We start from the raw sequence: 15611 nt of genomic DNA, 5'->3' as shown, positions 1-15611 counted from the left end.
GGAGGTCCCGTGCCCGAACAGCAGGCGCTCACCGAGCGCGTGCCGCTCGCTGAGGCCGCAGGCGGGCAGACGCCCAAGGGCCGCCGCTTCCGAGCCCGCATCATCCAAGGAGACATCCAAGGCTCGTCCGGCTACTACCCGGCGTCGATGCTGAAGCGCGACGCCGGCGTCTTCCACGAGGGCCTACCGGTCTTCCTCGACCATCCGGGCGCGACCGAAGCCTACGACCGGCCCGAACGGTCCGTCCGCGACCTCGCCGGAAGGCTCGCCACCACAGCCGTCTACGAGGGTGACGGCTTGTACGCCGAGGTCGAGGTGTACCCGCACTGGGCTCCCGTCGTCGAAGCGATGGCCGGCGACATCGGCATGAGCATCCGAGCAGTCGGGACCGTCGAGGCATCCACCGACGACACCATCCGCGGCCCCATCGTCACCAGCCTCAGCGAAGCCGCGTCCGTGGACTTCGTGACCGCGGCAGGAGCAGGAGGAAAGATCGTGGCCCTACTGGAGTCCGCGCGGTCCGAAGGCGAACTCCTTCGGCAAGCTGCCGAAGCACTAGCGCCGCCGTTCAAGAAGAAGGACGCCACGGACGACGGCAAGAAGCCGGACACCGCTACAGATGGCAGCGACGACAAGGGCGAAGACGACGAGGACGACAAGCTTCCCGCCTTCCTCAAGAGCAAGCAGAAGGCGAAAGTCGCCGAGGCACGCAACGTCGGCCACTGGCTGGAATCCCGCATGCACAAGTCCTTCACCGAGATGGCCGACGACATGTTCGGCGACGGCCGCCTCACCCGAGACGAACGCATCGCCCTGTCCTCCGCAGTCGGCGACGGCCTGCAAGCCTTCTCCGCCCGCGTCGAGGCCGACTGCCCCCACCTGTACCAGCGCGACATCTGGGACGACCCGGAGACCGCGCCCGCCGAGGTCGTCGAGACCGCGGCCCACACCACGCCGGCGCCGCCGGCCCCAACCCTGGAGGAGTCCCGCATGAGCGGAACCAACCAGCAGGGCGCGCCGGACGGCGCCGCCACCGACGTCGCCGAGTCTGCGCGCGAGCGCGAACTCGCCGCCCAGCTCACCGAATCCACGAAGGCCATCGAGGCGGCGACCAAGGCGCTCACCGAGGCGCAGCAGGCCGCCAGCGCTGAGATCGCCGACCTGAAGAAGCGCCTGGACGAGTCCGACGCCGACAAGCGCGCCCTGGCCAACGACAAGGCGGCCCGCACGGCTGTCGCTGAGGCGCTGAAGACATCCAGCCTGCACGCTGTCGCGCACCCGCGCGTCACCGAGTCGGTGTGCCGCGACCTGCCCACCACCGAGGACGGCGCCCTGGACGCGGTCAAGCTGGGCGAAGCCATTAAGGCGGCCATCGAGGGCGAGCAGACCTACGTTGCCAGCCTCGCTGAGGCGACCGGCGCCGGGGTGCCCCGCGGACTGGGCGGCGACACCAAGCACGACCTGTCCGAGTCCGACCTGGACAAGGAACTCGCCGGTGTCTTCACCGACATCGGCATGAACGAGAAGGCCGCCCTGACCGCGGCCCACGGAAGGGGCTGACCTATGGCCAGGAACATCGTCTTCGAGGACGGCACGCAGATCGCGCTGGCGGCCACCGACCCGACCACCCCGGCGTCCGGCGACCCGGTCTTGGTCGGTCAGATCCCGGGCGTCGCGCTGATCAACGAGGCCGCCGACGGGCTCACCACCATCAAAACGGACGGTGTGGCCACCCTGTCGGTGAAGGGCACGAACGGCAGCAACACGGCGATCGCCGCGGGCGACATCCTCTACTACGTCACCGGGAACACCCCCAAGCTGTCGGCGACCACGTCGGGCGTCCGCTTCGGCTACGCCCTCGAAGCGGTCACCTCGGGTGCGACCGCGACCATCCGCGTGAAGATCGGCTACTGACCTCCCGCCCACCCCGCTCTCTCGCAGCCTCCGCGCCACCGGCCGGGGGCTCTTCTCATGCCCCGGCGCGGAGCGCCTGACGAGCAAGGAAAACCACAATGCAGCTCCTCGACCTGATCGAGACCTACAACGCGCAGGACGCCACCGCCGAGCGGCTCTACGCCCGCGAAGGCCGCCGAGTCCGCGGCGGACGCAACAACCCGCAGTACAAGCAGTCCCTGCTGGAGGCGGCCCGCCTGTACGAGGGCGTCCTGACGGGCCGCATCCGCAGCGACCGGCTCCAGGAGGCCATGACGACCTCCGACTTTCCGTACCTGTTCGGCGACATCATCGACCGGCAGATGCTCGCCTCCTACCAGCACATGCCCGTCATGTGGCAGTCCATCGCCAAGCGCGGAAGGGTTCGCGACTTCCGGACCGTCGACCGGTTCGCCGTCAACGGCGGCGAGGCCGTCCTGTCCGAGGTGAAGGAAACGGCGGAGTACCCGGCCGCGTCCGTCTCCGACGCCCGCTACCAGTACCAGGTCAAGAAGTACGGCAAGCGGCTGCCCTTCTCCTGGGAGTCGTTCATCAACGACGACCTGGACGCGCTGCGCGACATGCCGCAGCGGCTGGCCAACTCGGCGCGGTTCTCCGAGGAGCGGTTCGTCACCGACCTGTTCGCGGGTACGACCGGCCCTGACGGCACGTTCTTCGCCGGCGGCAACAACAACATCGTCACCTCCAACCCGGCGCTGTCGGTGGCGGGCCTGACCACCGCCTTCACGGTCCTGGCCGCGCAGGTCGACACGGACGGCAACCCCATCTACCTGGGCAACGTCGTCCTCGTTGTTCCGCCCGCCCTGAAGATCACCGCGAACAACATTCTCAACGCCACCGAGATCCTCGCCGCCGACGGCGGAGGCGACGGCACCGGCAACAATCAGCTCCGCGTCGCCAACTGGCTGAAGAACGACGTCAGCGTGGTCGTCGACCCGTGGCTGCCGATCGTCTCCACCACCAATGGCAACACCTCCTGGTACCTGTTCGCCGACCCGAACGTCGGCCGGCCCGCCATGGAGATCGGCTTCCTGTCCGGCCATGAGACGCCGGAGCTGTTCATGAAGTCGGCGAACGCCACCCGCGTGGGCGGCGGCGCCGTCGACCCGATGGACGGCGACTTCGACACCGACAGCATCGACACGAAGGTTCGCCACGTGTTCGGCGGTGTGCTGCTGGACCCGAAGAGCGCCGTGGCGTCCAACGGCACCGGCTCCTGACCGTGGCCCCTTTGCCGCCGCCGATCAACGGCACGGAGGCGTACCTGGCCGCCGTGTACGACCGGCTGGGAGAGATGCTCGACCGAATGCCGCAGCTCCAGGCAGGATCCGAGGCCCCCGCAGAAGGGCCGGAAACGGTCGAACTGCGGGAGCCTGACACTCAACCCGAGCCACTCGCCCCGGTTGAGGCTTTGCAGGAGCCGGCGCCCAGCCCGACCCGAACCACGCGCAAGCGCACAACGAGCAGGAAGGGCTCCTGATGGGCGCCACCACAAAGGGCGTGGCCGGCGGCCTCGCCACACTCAACACTTCGGGTCGTGTCCCGGCGGCGCAGAAGATGCTCACCGCAACCGCCACGCTGGACTTCGCGTCCATCGCTGCAGGCGCGGTCGGCACGCTCACCGCCACGGTCACGGGCGCCGCCACGGGAGATTTCGTGATCGTGGCTCCGCCCGGAAACCTCACGGCAGGCCTGGTGTTCTGCGGGTTCGTCAGCGCCGCCAACACGGTGACCATCCGGATCATCAACGGCACCGCTGGCGCTGTCGATCCGGCGTCCGCCACGTTCGGGATCGCCGTCATCCCCGCCTCCTAGGAGGTCGCGATGGCCATCGACTACTCGACGGATGTAGGCCGGGTGCGGCTGCTGATCCCGGATACGGACGCGGACAACCTGCTGTTGATTGATCCGCAGATCGACGCCCTCCTGTCGATGGAGGGCTCGGTCAAGTTGGCCGCGGCCACTGCATTGGAGCTCATCGCTTCGAATGAGGCGCTGGTCGGCAAGGTCATCACCACTCAGGACCTGTCCACGGACGGCACCAAGGTGGCGGCCGAACTAAGGGCCCGCGCCGCGGCACTACGCCAGCAGGTGGACGACGGTGTAGGAGACGACAACGTCGGCCTCGGCATCGTCGACTTCGATCCCTGGCTCGGATACCGCGGGTACACGCCCTGCTGAGGGGAGGCCCCAGTGTCGCCCCTGGCAGGTAGCGCGCCGATCCACGGCAGATGGTCCGAGCACCACCGGCCAGTCGCCACAGGCACGCAGACCGGCAGATGCACCATCACCCGACCAGGAGTCGGCGACGGAACCGAAGACCCGGACGGGACCTGGCATCCGCCAGCCTCGACCACGGTCTACACCGGCCCGTGTCGCATCACAGCGCCGTCCCCATCCAGCGTGATCGTCGTGGGGGAGCAGCAGACCGCTGTCGCCTCCTACGAGATCGCCATCGAATGGGACGCGGCAGAGGTGTTCGAGCACGACCTGATCACCATCACCACCGCGCCAGACCCGGGCATCGTCGGCAAGCAACTGCTCGTCACCGACATCCGGCACGCCACCGAACGCTTCGAGCGGGTTCTGAAAGCTCAGATCAACCTCACCGAACGGGAGGCGTGATGGGCTGGGACACCTCCGACCTCGACAAGTACATCAGCGATCTGAGTAGGGCAGGCGCGAAAGCCGAAGCGCTAACCGAGACAGTCGTACGCAAAATCGGCCTCGACACGGTGGCGGGCGCCCAGGCGATCGCGCCCGTGGACACCGGCAATCTGAAGAGTTCCATCGGTGCGGACTTCGATGGACCCGGTTTCGAGGCGGGACCCACGGCCAACTACGGCGGGTACGTCGAGTACGGAACGAGCCGTATGAGCCCACAGCCGTACATGCGGCCCGCCTTCGACAAAGCGACCGCCCCACTGGACGACATGCTCGGCCAGGTCGGCAAGAAGGCACTCGAATGACCATCCCTGTAGCGCCTGCACGCCCCCACACCGACGCCGTGGTTGCCGCCGTCGCCGCCATCCCGATGCTCGTCGACCGGGCCAGACAGCCAGCCGGCTCCGGCTGGCAGGCCACTCCTGGGAGTTCCACGTTCAAGCGGTACGCCGTCGTCTACCCGTCGTCGGGCGTCCCGGACGGCAACGAGGCGGAGCCGTTGGAGTACCTCGACTACACGGCGCAGATCAACGTATTCGGTGCCACCGAGACTCAAGCCGAGGACGCTGCTGACGCTGTACGCGCGGCGCTGATCGGTCGGCGGCTCACGGTGACGGGCCGGTCCACGTACCGCGTCCAGACTCAACCTGGTCAACGCCAGACATTCCGGGACGACTCAGTTCCCGTCCCCGTGTACATGGCGGTCGTCGAGATCCTGTTCCGCTCTCAGCCCGCCTAACACCCACTTCACGTAGCCCGCCACCCTCCGGTGACCGGGCTCTTTCGCATGCCTGGAGGAGAGCCCGCATGGCTACCCGTACAGCTCAGGCGGTCACGGTGGGCGGGGTCACGCCCACCTACTACGCCGCTACCGCCACCACCGGGGACAAGGTCCTGGCCGGTCCTCGGACGTTCATCCACCTGAAGAACGGCAGCGGCGGGTCGATCACCTGCACCGTCTCCGGCGCTGGCCAGACCGCCTACCTGGTGGACAACCCGGACAAGGTTTACACGATCGCGACGGGCGCTGAGCAGTGGATTCCGATGCTGCCCGAGTACGGCGACCCGGACGACGGCCGGCTGGTCACGTTCGTCTGCAGTTCGGTGACGACGGTGACGTTCGCGGCGGTGCGCATCTGATGCCCGCCCCGAAGATCCGCGTCCGCTCCACGATCAACGGCCAGGTCGCCGAGGTGTCGCCGCAGGCGCTGCGGCATTTCCCCGACTTTGAGCGCGTCGACGCGCCCGACGCTTCTCCCGCAGCCGCGGTCGAGAGCCCCAAGCCCAGCACGAGCCGCAGTACGGCGGCCAAGACCACCGACAAGGAGTGACGCATGGCTGCCGACCTTTTGGGCGATGGCAACGTCAAGGCGACGTTCTGCCTGACGATCGCCAACGTGTCCGCGCCGACCGCTGCCGAGTGCAACGCGGGCGTGGACTTGCAGGAGTACATCACCAAGGACGGCTTGGGAATCAGCCCCGAGCAGGCCGCAGTGGACAACACAGCGCTCGCCTCCCGCGACGAGACCGAGGACGCGGGCACGGTCAAGTACAGCATCGAGCTGACCGTTAAGCGTAAGGAGGTCGCGGTCGAGGACATCGGCTGGGACACCCTCACCGACCGGCAGCTCGGCTACCTGGTGGTGCGGCGCAACATGGCGCACGAAACCGCTTACGCCGCCGGCCAGGTCGTCGAGGTGTACCCGGTGAGGTGCGGTCGGCCGAACATGCAGCCGCCCGAGTTGAACGCGGCGCAGAAGTTCGTGTCCAAGCTGTTCAACCACACCACCGCTGATGCTGCTGCGACGGTGGCCGCGTAGTGACGAGCATCGACGACATCCTCGGGCAGCTCAAACTGCCCGAGCGTGTCTACCCCCTGTGCACGAATGCCGACCTGCGGGCGGAGTGGGAGCAGGCAGACGCCGTGGTGACCGCCGAGTACCGCGACAGCATGGACTCCCTCGCCGGAACCAGCAAGGCGGGCAAGGATGCGGCCAAGCGGGCGCAGGAACTCGAAGCGGAGATGGCTGAGCACACCGTCCATCTGCGGCTGCGGGCGCTCGCCCACAAGGCGTGGTCGGACCTGGTGGCAGCCAACCCGCCGCGTGAGGGCAGCGATGACGGCCAGTGGAACGGCGAGACGTTCGGCGTGGCGCTGCTGGCGGCGAGCGCGGTAGACCCGGTCATGTCCGAGGAGCAGGCCGCCGCTCTGGTGGACCGGCTGACGTTGGGGCAGTGGAACGAACTTCAGGTGATGCTGTTCACCCTGTCCACGGGCAGCGTTGAAGTCCCAAAATCGCGGCGAGCCTCAGAAGTTCTCCGGAGCTCGCGGAAGAGGTAGCTCTCGCTGCCGCTCACGGGGTTCCTCGGTCGGTCCTGCTCGGCCGGCAGCGCAGGTCCGTGACGACGCACGAGTACGAGGAAGGGCGTCTGGTCCGGTCGGTGACGACACACGACGCCGAGTGGACCGGTGAGGATCTCGGCTACGGCAAAGCCCACCGCCGCAACGAGCAGAGCAAATGTCCGGGGTGCGGGCTGCCGTTGGCGGAGACGACCGACCCCGACAACGAAGGTGCCTACGAGGCGCCGCCCCCGACGCGGTGCCACGCCTGTACGCCGCTGGAGCACAGGAAGTCGGAATATCTACAGAGCCCGCCCGGTTTGCTGTTCCGCGTCTATCTGAAGGTCAAGCGGGCGGCCGGGCGAGGCTAGTCGAGGCCGGAGCAGGACAAGACGTCCTCGGGGTTCTTGTTGATGCAGTCCGTCATCTGCTGCACCTGCCGCTCGTTGGCGGTCTGCTGGTTGGTGGCGACAACCCACAGGATGACGGCCAACGGGATCGACACCATGCCGAGGGCGAGGCCGGCAGCGGCGAGCTTGGTGCCGCCCTGCTTCTTGGCGACCAGGGCGACGATGGCCAGCACCAGAGCGATCAGGCCGATGAACGGGGCGACACCGCGGGACACCACCCACAGGGCGGCCACGACCGCGATGACGCCGGCCACGAGCGCGGTGACGGCGAGCGCCTGGCTCCTGGGCTGCGGCGGCGCAGGCGGGATGTAGGGCGGCTGCTGCGGGGCGTACCTCTCGCCGTAGGGCTGCGAGGGTAACTGTGGTGGCCCGTAGGGCTGTTCTGGTTGCCCGTAGTGAGTCATGTGGGGCTCCTGGGGAGAGAACTGGGGTGCGCGTAAGACGCGCCCATTGAGGTGCCGGTTGGCACGATCGCACGACATTCGCTGATCCATCTCCACATTGCATGACTCGGGTGGCTCGCTCACCCCCTGACGCTGGGGGTGAGTTCGACGGCCGACCGCTCTGTAACTGTCCGGCTCGACGCCGATATCAAGCCTTTTGTCACCGCCATGGCCAGGGCCGAAGCGGCGGCCAAGTCGCTGCGGGACTCGCTGGGCAAGGCTGCCAGCATCAACATCAACGCCGACACCTCGGCCGCCACAGCTCGGATTCAGCAGCTTCAGCGCGAGGTTGACCGGCTCAACGGAACACGGGCCACGGTCCGCGCGGACGTAGACGCCGCGCAGGCGCAGGCGCAGGTCGCGGAGTTGCGTCGCCGCCTGGAGGAGTTGTCGTCTCGGCGGATCGGCGTGGACCTGGACGCGGGTGCGGCCCGCTCTGAGTTGTCGAGCATCCAGCGCGACCTGGAGCGCCTGAACGCCACCTCTGCCGACCCGAAGGTTCGGGTCGATTCTGCGGCGGCGCTCGCACAGTTGCGTGCGGTGCAGTCGCAGATGTCGAGCGTCAGCGGCAAGTCCGCTCGTGTCAAGGTGGACGCCGACATCGGCGGGGCGCTGGCTGGTATCGCCACGGTCGCTGCGGCTCTGGCTGCGCTGCCTTCGGCGGTGTCAATCGGTGTCGGTGTGGCCGGACTCGGGGCGGCTTTCGGCGTTGCCGCCGTGGGTGCGGCAGGGTTCGCGTCGGTTGCGATCCCGTCGCTTGGCCGCATCAACGACGCGTTGAAGCAGGCCGAGACCGCGTCAGGCGGGGCTGGCGGGGCGATCAAGTCTGCTGGTCAGAAGGCTGCCGAGGCGGCGGCTTCGGCGCTGCGGTTGGCCGAGGCGCAGGACCGGGTCAAGGACTCGGCGCAGGCGGTCAAGCAGGCGCAGCAGAGCGTGCGTGACGCCGTGTCCGACGTGCGGTCCGCCCAACAGGATGCGGCTCGCGCGGCTGAGGATGCCGCCGACCGACAGGCTCAGGCGGCGGCCAGGATCGCCGACGCCGAACGCTCCGTCCAGGATGCCCACCGCGCCACCCAGCGGGCGATCGAGGACCTCACCAGAGCCCGAGAGGCAGCGCGGGAGCGCATCGAAGACCTGGCTCTGGCCACTGAGCGTGGCGCGCTGTCGGAGGAGCGGGCGCAGATCTCGATCGCGCGGGCGCAGGCCGAGCTGGCGCGGATCAACGCAGACCCGCGGGCATCCGCTCTCGACAAGCAGGACGCTTCTCTCCGACTGCGTGAGGCCGAACTGGCACTGAAGGAGATCCAGGAGCGCAACGGCGACCTGGCCAAAGAGCGGGCCGACTCCGACAAGAAGGGAGTCGAAGGCAGCGACGAAGTCGTAGCGGCCAAGGAGCGGATTCTCGACGCCCAGCGCGCCGAAGCCGATGCCGAGCGCGCCCTGGGCGCTGCCCGTGCCGAGTCGGCGCGTGTGGCCCGCGACGGGGCCCGCGATGTGGCCGACGCGCAGAACCGGATCGCCGAAGCGCAGCGGAAGGTCGCTGACGCCCAGCAGGCGGTCATCAAGGCACAGCGCGACCACCTGAGAGCCGTCCAGGCGCTCAAGGTTGAGCAGCTGCAGCAGAAGGCCGCCCTCGACCAGGTTGGGTCGTCCTCGGGCGGCGCGGCCACCAAGATGGCCAAGCTGTCGGCGGCTGAGCGGGCGCTGGCCAAGGACATCAAAGCGTTCCAGGACGAGTACGTCGCCTGGCAGCGCAGCCTGCAGCCGGACGTGTTTCCCGTCATTGAGAAGGGCTTGGACGTCCTTCGGGCTGGCATGGACCGGGCCACTCCTCTGGTCAAGGGCGGAGCGAAGGGGCTCGGCGAGTTCGCCGACGCCGCCGAGAAGGCGCTCCGCTCCCCGGAGTGGACGAAGTTCTTCGACGACCTGGGCCAGCGGGCGCCGGATGCGATCGCCGGGCTGGGTCGGGCCACGATCAACGTGGCAGGCGGCCTTCGCGGAGTGGTTGAAGGATTCCTGCCGTTCACCGGTCCGCTCACCCAGTGGGTCGAAGACATCAGCCAGGACTTCGAGGACTGGGGCACCAACCTCAAGGACTCGCCCGAGTTCAAGGAGTTCCTCGCCTACGCCGCCGAGCAGGGGCCCAAGGTTGCTGAGGTACTGCACAACATCGCGACCTTCGCGGGCAACATCGCCGAGGCGGGAGCAAACGTTGGACCGGGCGCCCTAGATTTCCTTGTACACCTTTCGGAGAAGATCGCCGGACTCGATCCGGCCCAGATCGAGGCGATCGCCAAGGGCGTCGGCCTGATCTTCGCCGCGATGAAGCTCGGCGCGTCCCTGAAAATCGCCGGCCTGCTGGCGCTAGCCGAGGTGCTCGGAAGCATGTCTCCTGGCCAGATCCAGGCGCTCGCCATCGCCATCGCAGCGGTGGTCGGCGCGGTCAAGGGCTACCAGATCTTCAAGACCGTGTCGGACTTCCTGGGAGGATTCGCGTCGAAGGTCGGCGCCGCAGGCGAGGCCGCAGGAGCGGCTGGCGGCAAGCTCTCGCTCCTCAGCGGGATCTTCAAGGGCGGCGTCATCGCAGCCGCCGTCCTCGGCACCGCAGCCGCGTTCGACAAGATAGCCGACACACTGTCAGGGCTGAATCCGGACATCGAGAAGCTGTCGGGGAACCTCCTGGCATTCGGCAAGGGCAGCCAGCCTACGGCTGACCTGCTCGACCAGCTCGGCCCCAAGTTCAGCGGGGTAGTCGGCCAGTTCGAGACTTTCCGAGACTCAGCCGCCCGCCTGGCTGGCGACAATCCGCTGGCGAAGATCGCCGAAGGGATCACCGGCTTCGTCGACAGCAACTTCGGCATCCAGTTGGACTCCGGCCGTCAAGCGATCGACAACCTTGATAAGTCGCTGGCCAACGCGGTTGCGTCTGGCAACGCGGAAGGGGCGGCGAGTGCCTTCAACAGGCTCGCCAAGCAGGCACTCGACACAGGCGTCCCCGTCGAGAAGCTCAAGGAGTTGTTCCCGCAGTACGCCCAATCCATGAACGGTATCCCCGCCACCACCGGGGAGGTCGGCGCGGCAATCGAGACTCTCGGCGGGCACGTCGACGGCACCCAGAAGGCGCTCGGCGAGGCCACTCAGCGGATGGCCGACTGGAAGGCTTCCCTGGATGCCTTCAACTCCCAGACTGACGCTGCGGCGGCGGTCCGCGAGATGGAGAAGGCGTTCAACGACACCAAGACCGCCATCGAGGGCGCCAACGGCAAGCTAGAGCTCACACCCGGCCTGACAGCTAAGCAGCGCGACGCCGTCATCTCGGCCCGTGACGCCTTCGCCGGCTTCCTGGAGAAGGTCCGGTCCAGCGCAGACGCGCAGGGCACCTTGGCGAGAGACACCACGACCGCTCGGGATGCGGTGCTGAACCAACTCCCGGCGATGATCGACTTGGCGGGTAAGAACGAGTCGGCCCGCGCGCAAGTCCTCGAACTGGCGAAGGCGTATGGGATCAGTGGGTCGGACGCCCTCAAGGCGGCGAAGGGCGGCCAGGACCTGGTCGAGGTGCTGGCCAAGCTCAAGAGCAAGGACATCCACGTCGGAGCGGACGTCAAGCCGGCGCAGGACGCGATCGATAATTTTGTCCGGCTGAACAGCGGCCGCAAAATTCCGCTGTCGGTGTACACCAAGAACAGCCAACTCGCGGCGGGCGCGATCATGCGCTACGCGGAAGGTGGCGTTCAGCGGTTCGCTGCGGGCGGTAGGGCTACTCCTGCTCCGCACGTCGCAGACTCGCCGACGATCCTGTATGGCGAGGGTCGAGCACCTGAGGCGTTCATCCCGTACGACCCCGCCTTCCGGAGCAGGGCTGTCGACCTGCTCGGCCAGGTCGCGAGTGATTTCGGGCTTGAAGTCTTCTCGGCTCAGGCGTCGAAGAAGGTCGACAGCCTGTCGGGGGGGCTCAAGGAGGTCCAGTACAACGTGTCGTCTGGTCTGACGGATGCCACGTCGACGCTGTCGCAGACGTTGGGTGATGCTGGTTCGTTCACGTCGGCCGTGGCTCAGGTTGGCACGGTGGGCACGCAGATGGCGACCGCGTGGGCGGCTGGAGCCCAGACGGTCAGCGACTCGGTGATCGGGGTCAACGACGCGATCGGCATCTCGGCGGACATGATCGTCAAGAGCAGCGAGAAGGTCACGTCGGCCGCGATCACGGTTGCCGAGGCGGTCGCCAAGGCGGCTGCTGCTGCCGTCGCAGCGGCGAAGAGCGGCTCCACGAAGACCTCGTCGGGCTCGGGGTCCGGCAAGGGCTCGCAAGGCAGCGTGATCCCGCCAGCGCCCGGCTCTTCGCTGAATTCCAGTAATTCGGTTGCCGGTAGCGAGAGCGCGTATGGGCTGCAGGGCAACCGGGATGCGGCGCTCACGAACTATTCGCGAGTGTCCGCGCCTCAGCAGGTGATGGTCGTACCTGCTGCCCGTGTGGCGTCGACCGAGGGCGTGAACGCGGGCACCTCGTCGGGTGGCGGTTCGATGTCTGGCGGTACGTCGGTGAACTTCTACAACACCCAGATCCGGGAGTCGATGGACGCGGATGTGGTGACGGCGAAGATCGGCGCGGTTCTCGACAGTCGCGGCTGAGCCCGCTCTCTATTTCACTTCTACACGCGAGGGGGCGGGCTTCGGCATGCCTTGGGATCCAAGTAGGGACGGGCCGTTCGGCCGCTGGCTGCGCGGCGGCGCGCCGCTCGGCCAGGGCCGCACGGCGGACGTGGTGGTCGGCGAACGCACGTCGGCCACACGCGACCAGGTGAAGGAGTGGCGGGGCGAGGACGGAAGCCGGTTCAAGAGGGTGACCGACCAGGCAGGCCACGAAACCACGCAGGAGACCAGCCCGGACGGCCGCGAGAAGCAGCACGTCCGCATCAACCTCAGATAGGAGGTCCCTGTGGCGATCACGCAGGACGCGTGGTTCATCGACAGCTACGTCAAGACGATGCGTCAGACGGTCACTATCGACGTGGGCAGCACGACGCCTGGTGTGTTCAAGGGCGCGCTGTACACGGGCACCGTCGTGCCGGACTTCTCGCAGACAAACCCGGCGTGGAACGTCTCGCCGTGGAACTCGGGAGAGTCCAGCGGGCCTGGCTACACCTCGGGCGGCCAGAACCTGACGGTCGTCTCGTTCGCCGGGCTGGCCACCGCGAACAAAGTCGGCTGGAAGTTCAACACGATCACGTGGACGTCGACGACGCTCAGCGCCGAAGGGCTGCTGATCTACGCGCCGGGCCTGTCGAACAGGGCGTTCCTGTTCCGGTGGTTCGAAGGGGTGCGAACAACCAGCGACGGGGATTTTTCGATCGCATTCCATTCCGACGGTGCCTGGCGGACCGTGCTCCGCGACACCGCCTGACCGACCCGACCCTATTCCGATCTTCGACCCCACCAGCGTGCGGGGTTTTCGCATGAAAGGGGCCAGGTCATGGCCTTGTATTGGGCTGCCAACGGGGCCATGCCGACGACGGCGGCGCTCACCCCGGTCAGCACCGGAACAGCCGTGAAGACGCTGCTGCAGATCGCCACCCCATCAACGAAGGCCATCAAAGTGGTGGAGTGGGGGATTGGTTTCAACGGGTCCGCTGCGGCCGAGCCGATCCGGTGCGAACTCGTCCAGACGGACGTCGCGGCCACCGTTACCGCGCATGTCAGCGCCGGTGTGCAGCCGTACAGCGACCCGAACGCGCCAGCCAGCTTGATGACGCTGGGCACCAGCGCGACCGGCTACACGGCCTCCGCCGAGGGGTCTATCACCGCCACCAGGACGGGCGACCTGCAACTGATCGCGCCAACAACGTCGTACGTGAAGATGTGGCCGCTCGGGCGGGAGTTTGCAGTCCCAGTCTCCAAGTTTTTGCGAGTCCGCGTCACGGCCGCCGCCGCCGTCTTGGCGTACACGTATGTGGTGTGGAGTGAGGAGTAGATGGCGATCGCCGTCGACGCCTCCAGCCCGGCGATTGTCACCGGCACCACCCCCAGGACCACCGCATCCTTCACCGCGCCTGCCGACAGCCTGCTGGTGGCGTTGTGCGGGTCCAACTCCGGCACCGTCACCCACACCGTCACCAACTCCGGCACCGCGTTGACGTGGACCTCCAGAGCCAAGCGCGACATCCTCGACTCGGGCGGCGCCACACCGGCTGTGGAAATCTTCACAGCTCCCGCCGCCCCATCGGTTGCCCGCACGGTGACGCTGGCCAGCAACAGCGGCGGCGACACCGTCGAACTGAAACTACTGGTGCTCACCGGTGTCGACCTGGCCGCGCCCGTGGGCGCGACCGGCGAGGGCAGCAGCGCCACCGCCAACCTGACCGCGGCCGTCTACACCTCCACTGCGGCGAATAGCCGTGCAGTCGGCATCGCGGCAGATCAGAATCAGGCCGGTACCCCCACCTCCAGCGACGTGGGGTTCGCGTGGAACATCTCCGGGCAATCGTCCGGCATCGCCGTCTACAAGGCCGCCGACACGCCGACGGTCGGCTCGTCGGTGACGCTCAACTTCGACGGCACTGGCGGCTCCAGGGCGTGGAACTGGTGCGGGATCGAAATCCTTCCCGCCGTGATCCCGTTTGTTGCCCGGGCGCGGCATCATGCTGGGCCAGGCAGTCAACCGCGCCGCCTTCTACTGACTGGGGGGCGTGCGTGGCTCGCATCGGCCGGTCTCATCCGATCCAGGTCAGCGTCCGTGGCCGTCTAACCTTCCACCGCTCAGACGTGGCGCTGCCGGCGTTCGAGTCGGTCTCGGAGTGGCCTGCGCTCGCGATCACCACGCCGAACGTGGACCTGGCGCTGCCCGTCTTCGAGTCGATCTCGGAGTGGCCGGCGCTCACCCTGACGTACGAGCAGTCGTTCGCCTTGCCGGTGTTCGAGTCGGTCAGCGAGTGGCCCGCCCTGACGGTCACCATACCGGTCAAGCCCGGCGATTCGCTGACCGGTGCGAACGGCGAGGCGGAGTGGAACGGCACCTTGTGGGGGCCGACGACGAGCATCCGCGTGCTGCTGCCGGTCGAGGGCTGGCTGGGCACGCCCAGCGTGGACAACCTGAACGTGGAGAAGCCCGCCCAGCATGGCGCGTGGGACGCTCTCAAGTTGTCCCAGCAGCGGGTCGTCACGCTGCGGTTGCAGGCCAACTCGGCGACCGACCCGTTGTCGGTGGATGACCTGTTGGAGCAGGTGATCGCCGCCACCGGCCTGCCCGAATCCGAAGATCCGCTGCCGCTGGTGATCAAAGCGTATGGGGCTCCACGCCTCGCCTACGGGCAGGTGATCGACCGGCCGATCACGATGGACGGCGACTACAACGCCGGCCTGCCCACGGTCGGTGTGCTGATCGCGTGCGGTGATCCGCGCCTGTACGGGCTGGATCCGCGCGGCGCGACCGTCGCTCTGAACACCCCGACCGCCTTGGCGAACGCGGGAAACTCCAGCACGCATCCGCTGATCAGGCTGAAAGGGCCGCTCACCGACCCGACGCTGGTCAACCAGGCGTTGGACAGGACGCTGCAGTTCACGATCACGCTCTCGGCCGACCAGATCCTGGAGATCGACACCGCTAACGGGACGGTCACCCTCGACGGCGTGTCGAAAATGTCGACCCTGGGCGGGGTGAGCGACCCGGTCTCCGACTTCGTCCTGAAGGCCGGATCCAACCTGATCCAGTACACGACCGCCGCCGACGGCACCAACGGAGCCGACCTGACGTGGCGAGACGCCACCATCTGACCTGGTAGCGCGCTGACCTGCATGATCGGA

General features: G+C 67.7%; 21 protein-coding genes. 20 read left to right on the top strand and 1 reads right to left on the bottom strand.

Annotated elements, in window-relative coordinates; all coding sequences use genetic code 11:
* Window positions 1-9: 9 nt before the first annotated feature.
* The 14 genes from ACGFJ2_RS36045 (at window position 10) to ACGFJ2_RS35980 (ending at window position 7329) form a co-directional block, all read left to right on the top strand.
* Window positions 10-1560 carry a hypothetical protein gene (locus ACGFJ2_RS36045; RefSeq protein WP_393476002.1) on the top strand — a complete coding sequence of 517 codons (1551 nt, stop codon included), beginning with the start codon at window positions 10-12 and terminating at the stop codon, window positions 1558-1560.
* Window positions 1561-1563: 3 nt separating this feature from the next.
* Entirely contained in the window at window positions 1564-1914 is a 351-nt protein-coding gene (locus ACGFJ2_RS36040) for a capsid cement protein (RefSeq protein WP_393475999.1), read from the top strand.
* A gap of 98 nt (window positions 1915-2012) precedes the next feature.
* Window positions 2013-3173, top strand: coding sequence for a Mu-like prophage major head subunit gpT family protein (locus ACGFJ2_RS36035; protein WP_393475996.1), 1161 nt, complete (start codon window positions 2013-2015; stop codon window positions 3171-3173).
* Between the two features lie 11 nt (window positions 3174-3184).
* Window positions 3185-3433 (top strand): hypothetical protein, encoded by a 249-nt coding sequence (locus ACGFJ2_RS36030; protein WP_393475994.1) that lies wholly within the window; start codon window positions 3185-3187, stop codon window positions 3431-3433.
* Window positions 3433-3768 (top strand): hypothetical protein, encoded by a 336-nt coding sequence (locus tag ACGFJ2_RS36025; RefSeq protein ID WP_393475991.1) that lies wholly within the window; start codon window positions 3433-3435, stop codon window positions 3766-3768. The genes ACGFJ2_RS36030 and ACGFJ2_RS36025 overlap by 1 nt, the downstream gene beginning before the upstream one ends.
* Before the next feature lie 9 nt (window positions 3769-3777).
* Window positions 3778-4134 (top strand): hypothetical protein, encoded by a 357-nt coding sequence (locus ACGFJ2_RS36020; RefSeq protein ID WP_393475988.1) that lies wholly within the window; start codon window positions 3778-3780, stop codon window positions 4132-4134.
* A gap of 12 nt (window positions 4135-4146) precedes the next feature.
* Entirely contained in the window at window positions 4147-4578 is a 432-nt protein-coding gene (locus tag ACGFJ2_RS36015; RefSeq protein WP_393475985.1) for a DUF6093 family protein, read from the top strand.
* Window positions 4578-4922 carry an HK97-gp10 family putative phage morphogenesis protein gene (locus ACGFJ2_RS36010; protein ID WP_393475982.1) on the top strand — a complete coding sequence of 115 codons (345 nt, stop codon included), beginning with the start codon at window positions 4578-4580 and terminating at the stop codon, window positions 4920-4922. The genes ACGFJ2_RS36015 and ACGFJ2_RS36010 overlap by 1 nt, the downstream gene beginning before the upstream one ends.
* Window positions 4919-5356 carry a hypothetical protein gene (locus tag ACGFJ2_RS36005; RefSeq protein WP_393475979.1) on the top strand — a complete coding sequence of 146 codons (438 nt, stop codon included), beginning with the start codon at window positions 4919-4921 and terminating at the stop codon, window positions 5354-5356. The genes ACGFJ2_RS36010 and ACGFJ2_RS36005 overlap by 4 nt, the downstream gene beginning before the upstream one ends.
* A gap of 68 nt (window positions 5357-5424) precedes the next feature.
* Window positions 5425-5757, top strand: coding sequence for a hypothetical protein (locus tag ACGFJ2_RS36000; RefSeq protein ID WP_393475976.1), 333 nt, complete (start codon window positions 5425-5427; stop codon window positions 5755-5757).
* Window positions 5757-5948, top strand: coding sequence for a hypothetical protein (locus ACGFJ2_RS35995; protein ID WP_357962038.1), 192 nt, complete (start codon window positions 5757-5759; stop codon window positions 5946-5948). The genes ACGFJ2_RS36000 and ACGFJ2_RS35995 overlap by 1 nt, the downstream gene beginning before the upstream one ends.
* Before the next feature lie 3 nt (window positions 5949-5951).
* Entirely contained in the window at window positions 5952-6437 is a 486-nt protein-coding gene (locus tag ACGFJ2_RS35990) for a hypothetical protein (protein ID WP_357962041.1), read from the top strand.
* Complete coding sequence (locus ACGFJ2_RS35985; protein WP_358178959.1) at window positions 6437-6958, top strand: hypothetical protein; 522 nt, start codon at window positions 6437-6439, stop codon at window positions 6956-6958. The genes ACGFJ2_RS35990 and ACGFJ2_RS35985 overlap by 1 nt, the downstream gene beginning before the upstream one ends.
* A 59-nt stretch (window positions 6959-7017) precedes the next feature.
* Window positions 7018-7329: a hypothetical protein gene (locus tag ACGFJ2_RS35980; protein ID WP_358178961.1), complete on the top strand. Its 312-nt coding sequence runs from the start codon at window positions 7018-7020 to the stop codon at window positions 7327-7329.
* Here the strand turns inward: ACGFJ2_RS35980 and ACGFJ2_RS35975 are convergent.
* Window positions 7326-7772 carry a DUF4190 domain-containing protein gene (locus ACGFJ2_RS35975; RefSeq protein ID WP_358178963.1) on the bottom strand — a complete coding sequence of 149 codons (447 nt, stop codon included), beginning with the start codon at window positions 7770-7772 and terminating at the stop codon, window positions 7326-7328. The genes ACGFJ2_RS35980 and ACGFJ2_RS35975 overlap by 4 nt on opposite strands.
* A gap of 138 nt (window positions 7773-7910) precedes the next feature.
* On the opposite strand from ACGFJ2_RS35975, the gene ACGFJ2_RS35970 reads away from it, so the two are divergent.
* The 6 genes from ACGFJ2_RS35970 (at window position 7911) to ACGFJ2_RS35945 (ending at window position 15581) form a co-directional block, all read left to right on the top strand.
* Window positions 7911-12443, top strand: a complete 4533-nt coding sequence (locus ACGFJ2_RS35970; protein ID WP_393475970.1) for a hypothetical protein — start codon at window positions 7911-7913, stop codon at window positions 12441-12443.
* A 46-nt stretch (window positions 12444-12489) separates the two neighbouring features.
* Entirely contained in the window at window positions 12490-12741 is a 252-nt protein-coding gene (locus ACGFJ2_RS35965) for a hypothetical protein (RefSeq protein ID WP_358178967.1), read from the top strand.
* A gap of 9 nt (window positions 12742-12750) precedes the next feature.
* Window positions 12751-13215, top strand: a complete 465-nt coding sequence (locus tag ACGFJ2_RS35960) for a hypothetical protein (RefSeq protein ID WP_358178969.1) — start codon at window positions 12751-12753, stop codon at window positions 13213-13215.
* Between the two features lie 69 nt (window positions 13216-13284).
* On the top strand, window positions 13285-13782 hold the full coding sequence (locus tag ACGFJ2_RS35955; protein ID WP_358178971.1) for a hypothetical protein: 498 nt from the start codon (window positions 13285-13287) through the stop codon (window positions 13780-13782).
* Complete coding sequence (locus ACGFJ2_RS35950) at window positions 13783-14556, top strand: hypothetical protein (RefSeq protein WP_393475965.1); 774 nt, start codon at window positions 13783-13785, stop codon at window positions 14554-14556.
* Window positions 14557-14573: 17 nt separating this feature from the next.
* Complete coding sequence (locus tag ACGFJ2_RS35945) at window positions 14574-15581, top strand: phage distal tail protein (RefSeq protein ID WP_357962066.1); 1008 nt, start codon at window positions 14574-14576, stop codon at window positions 15579-15581.
* Window positions 15582-15611: the final 30 nt, after the last annotated feature.

Origin of the sequence: Nonomuraea sp. NPDC049028 (assembly GCF_043197735.1) — a bacterium.
Classification (GTDB): domain Bacteria; phylum Actinomycetota; class Actinomycetes; order Streptosporangiales; family Streptosporangiaceae; genus Nonomuraea.
Note: the sequence above shows the minus strand (reverse complement) of the source record. Positions and strands in the feature narration are given on the sequence as shown.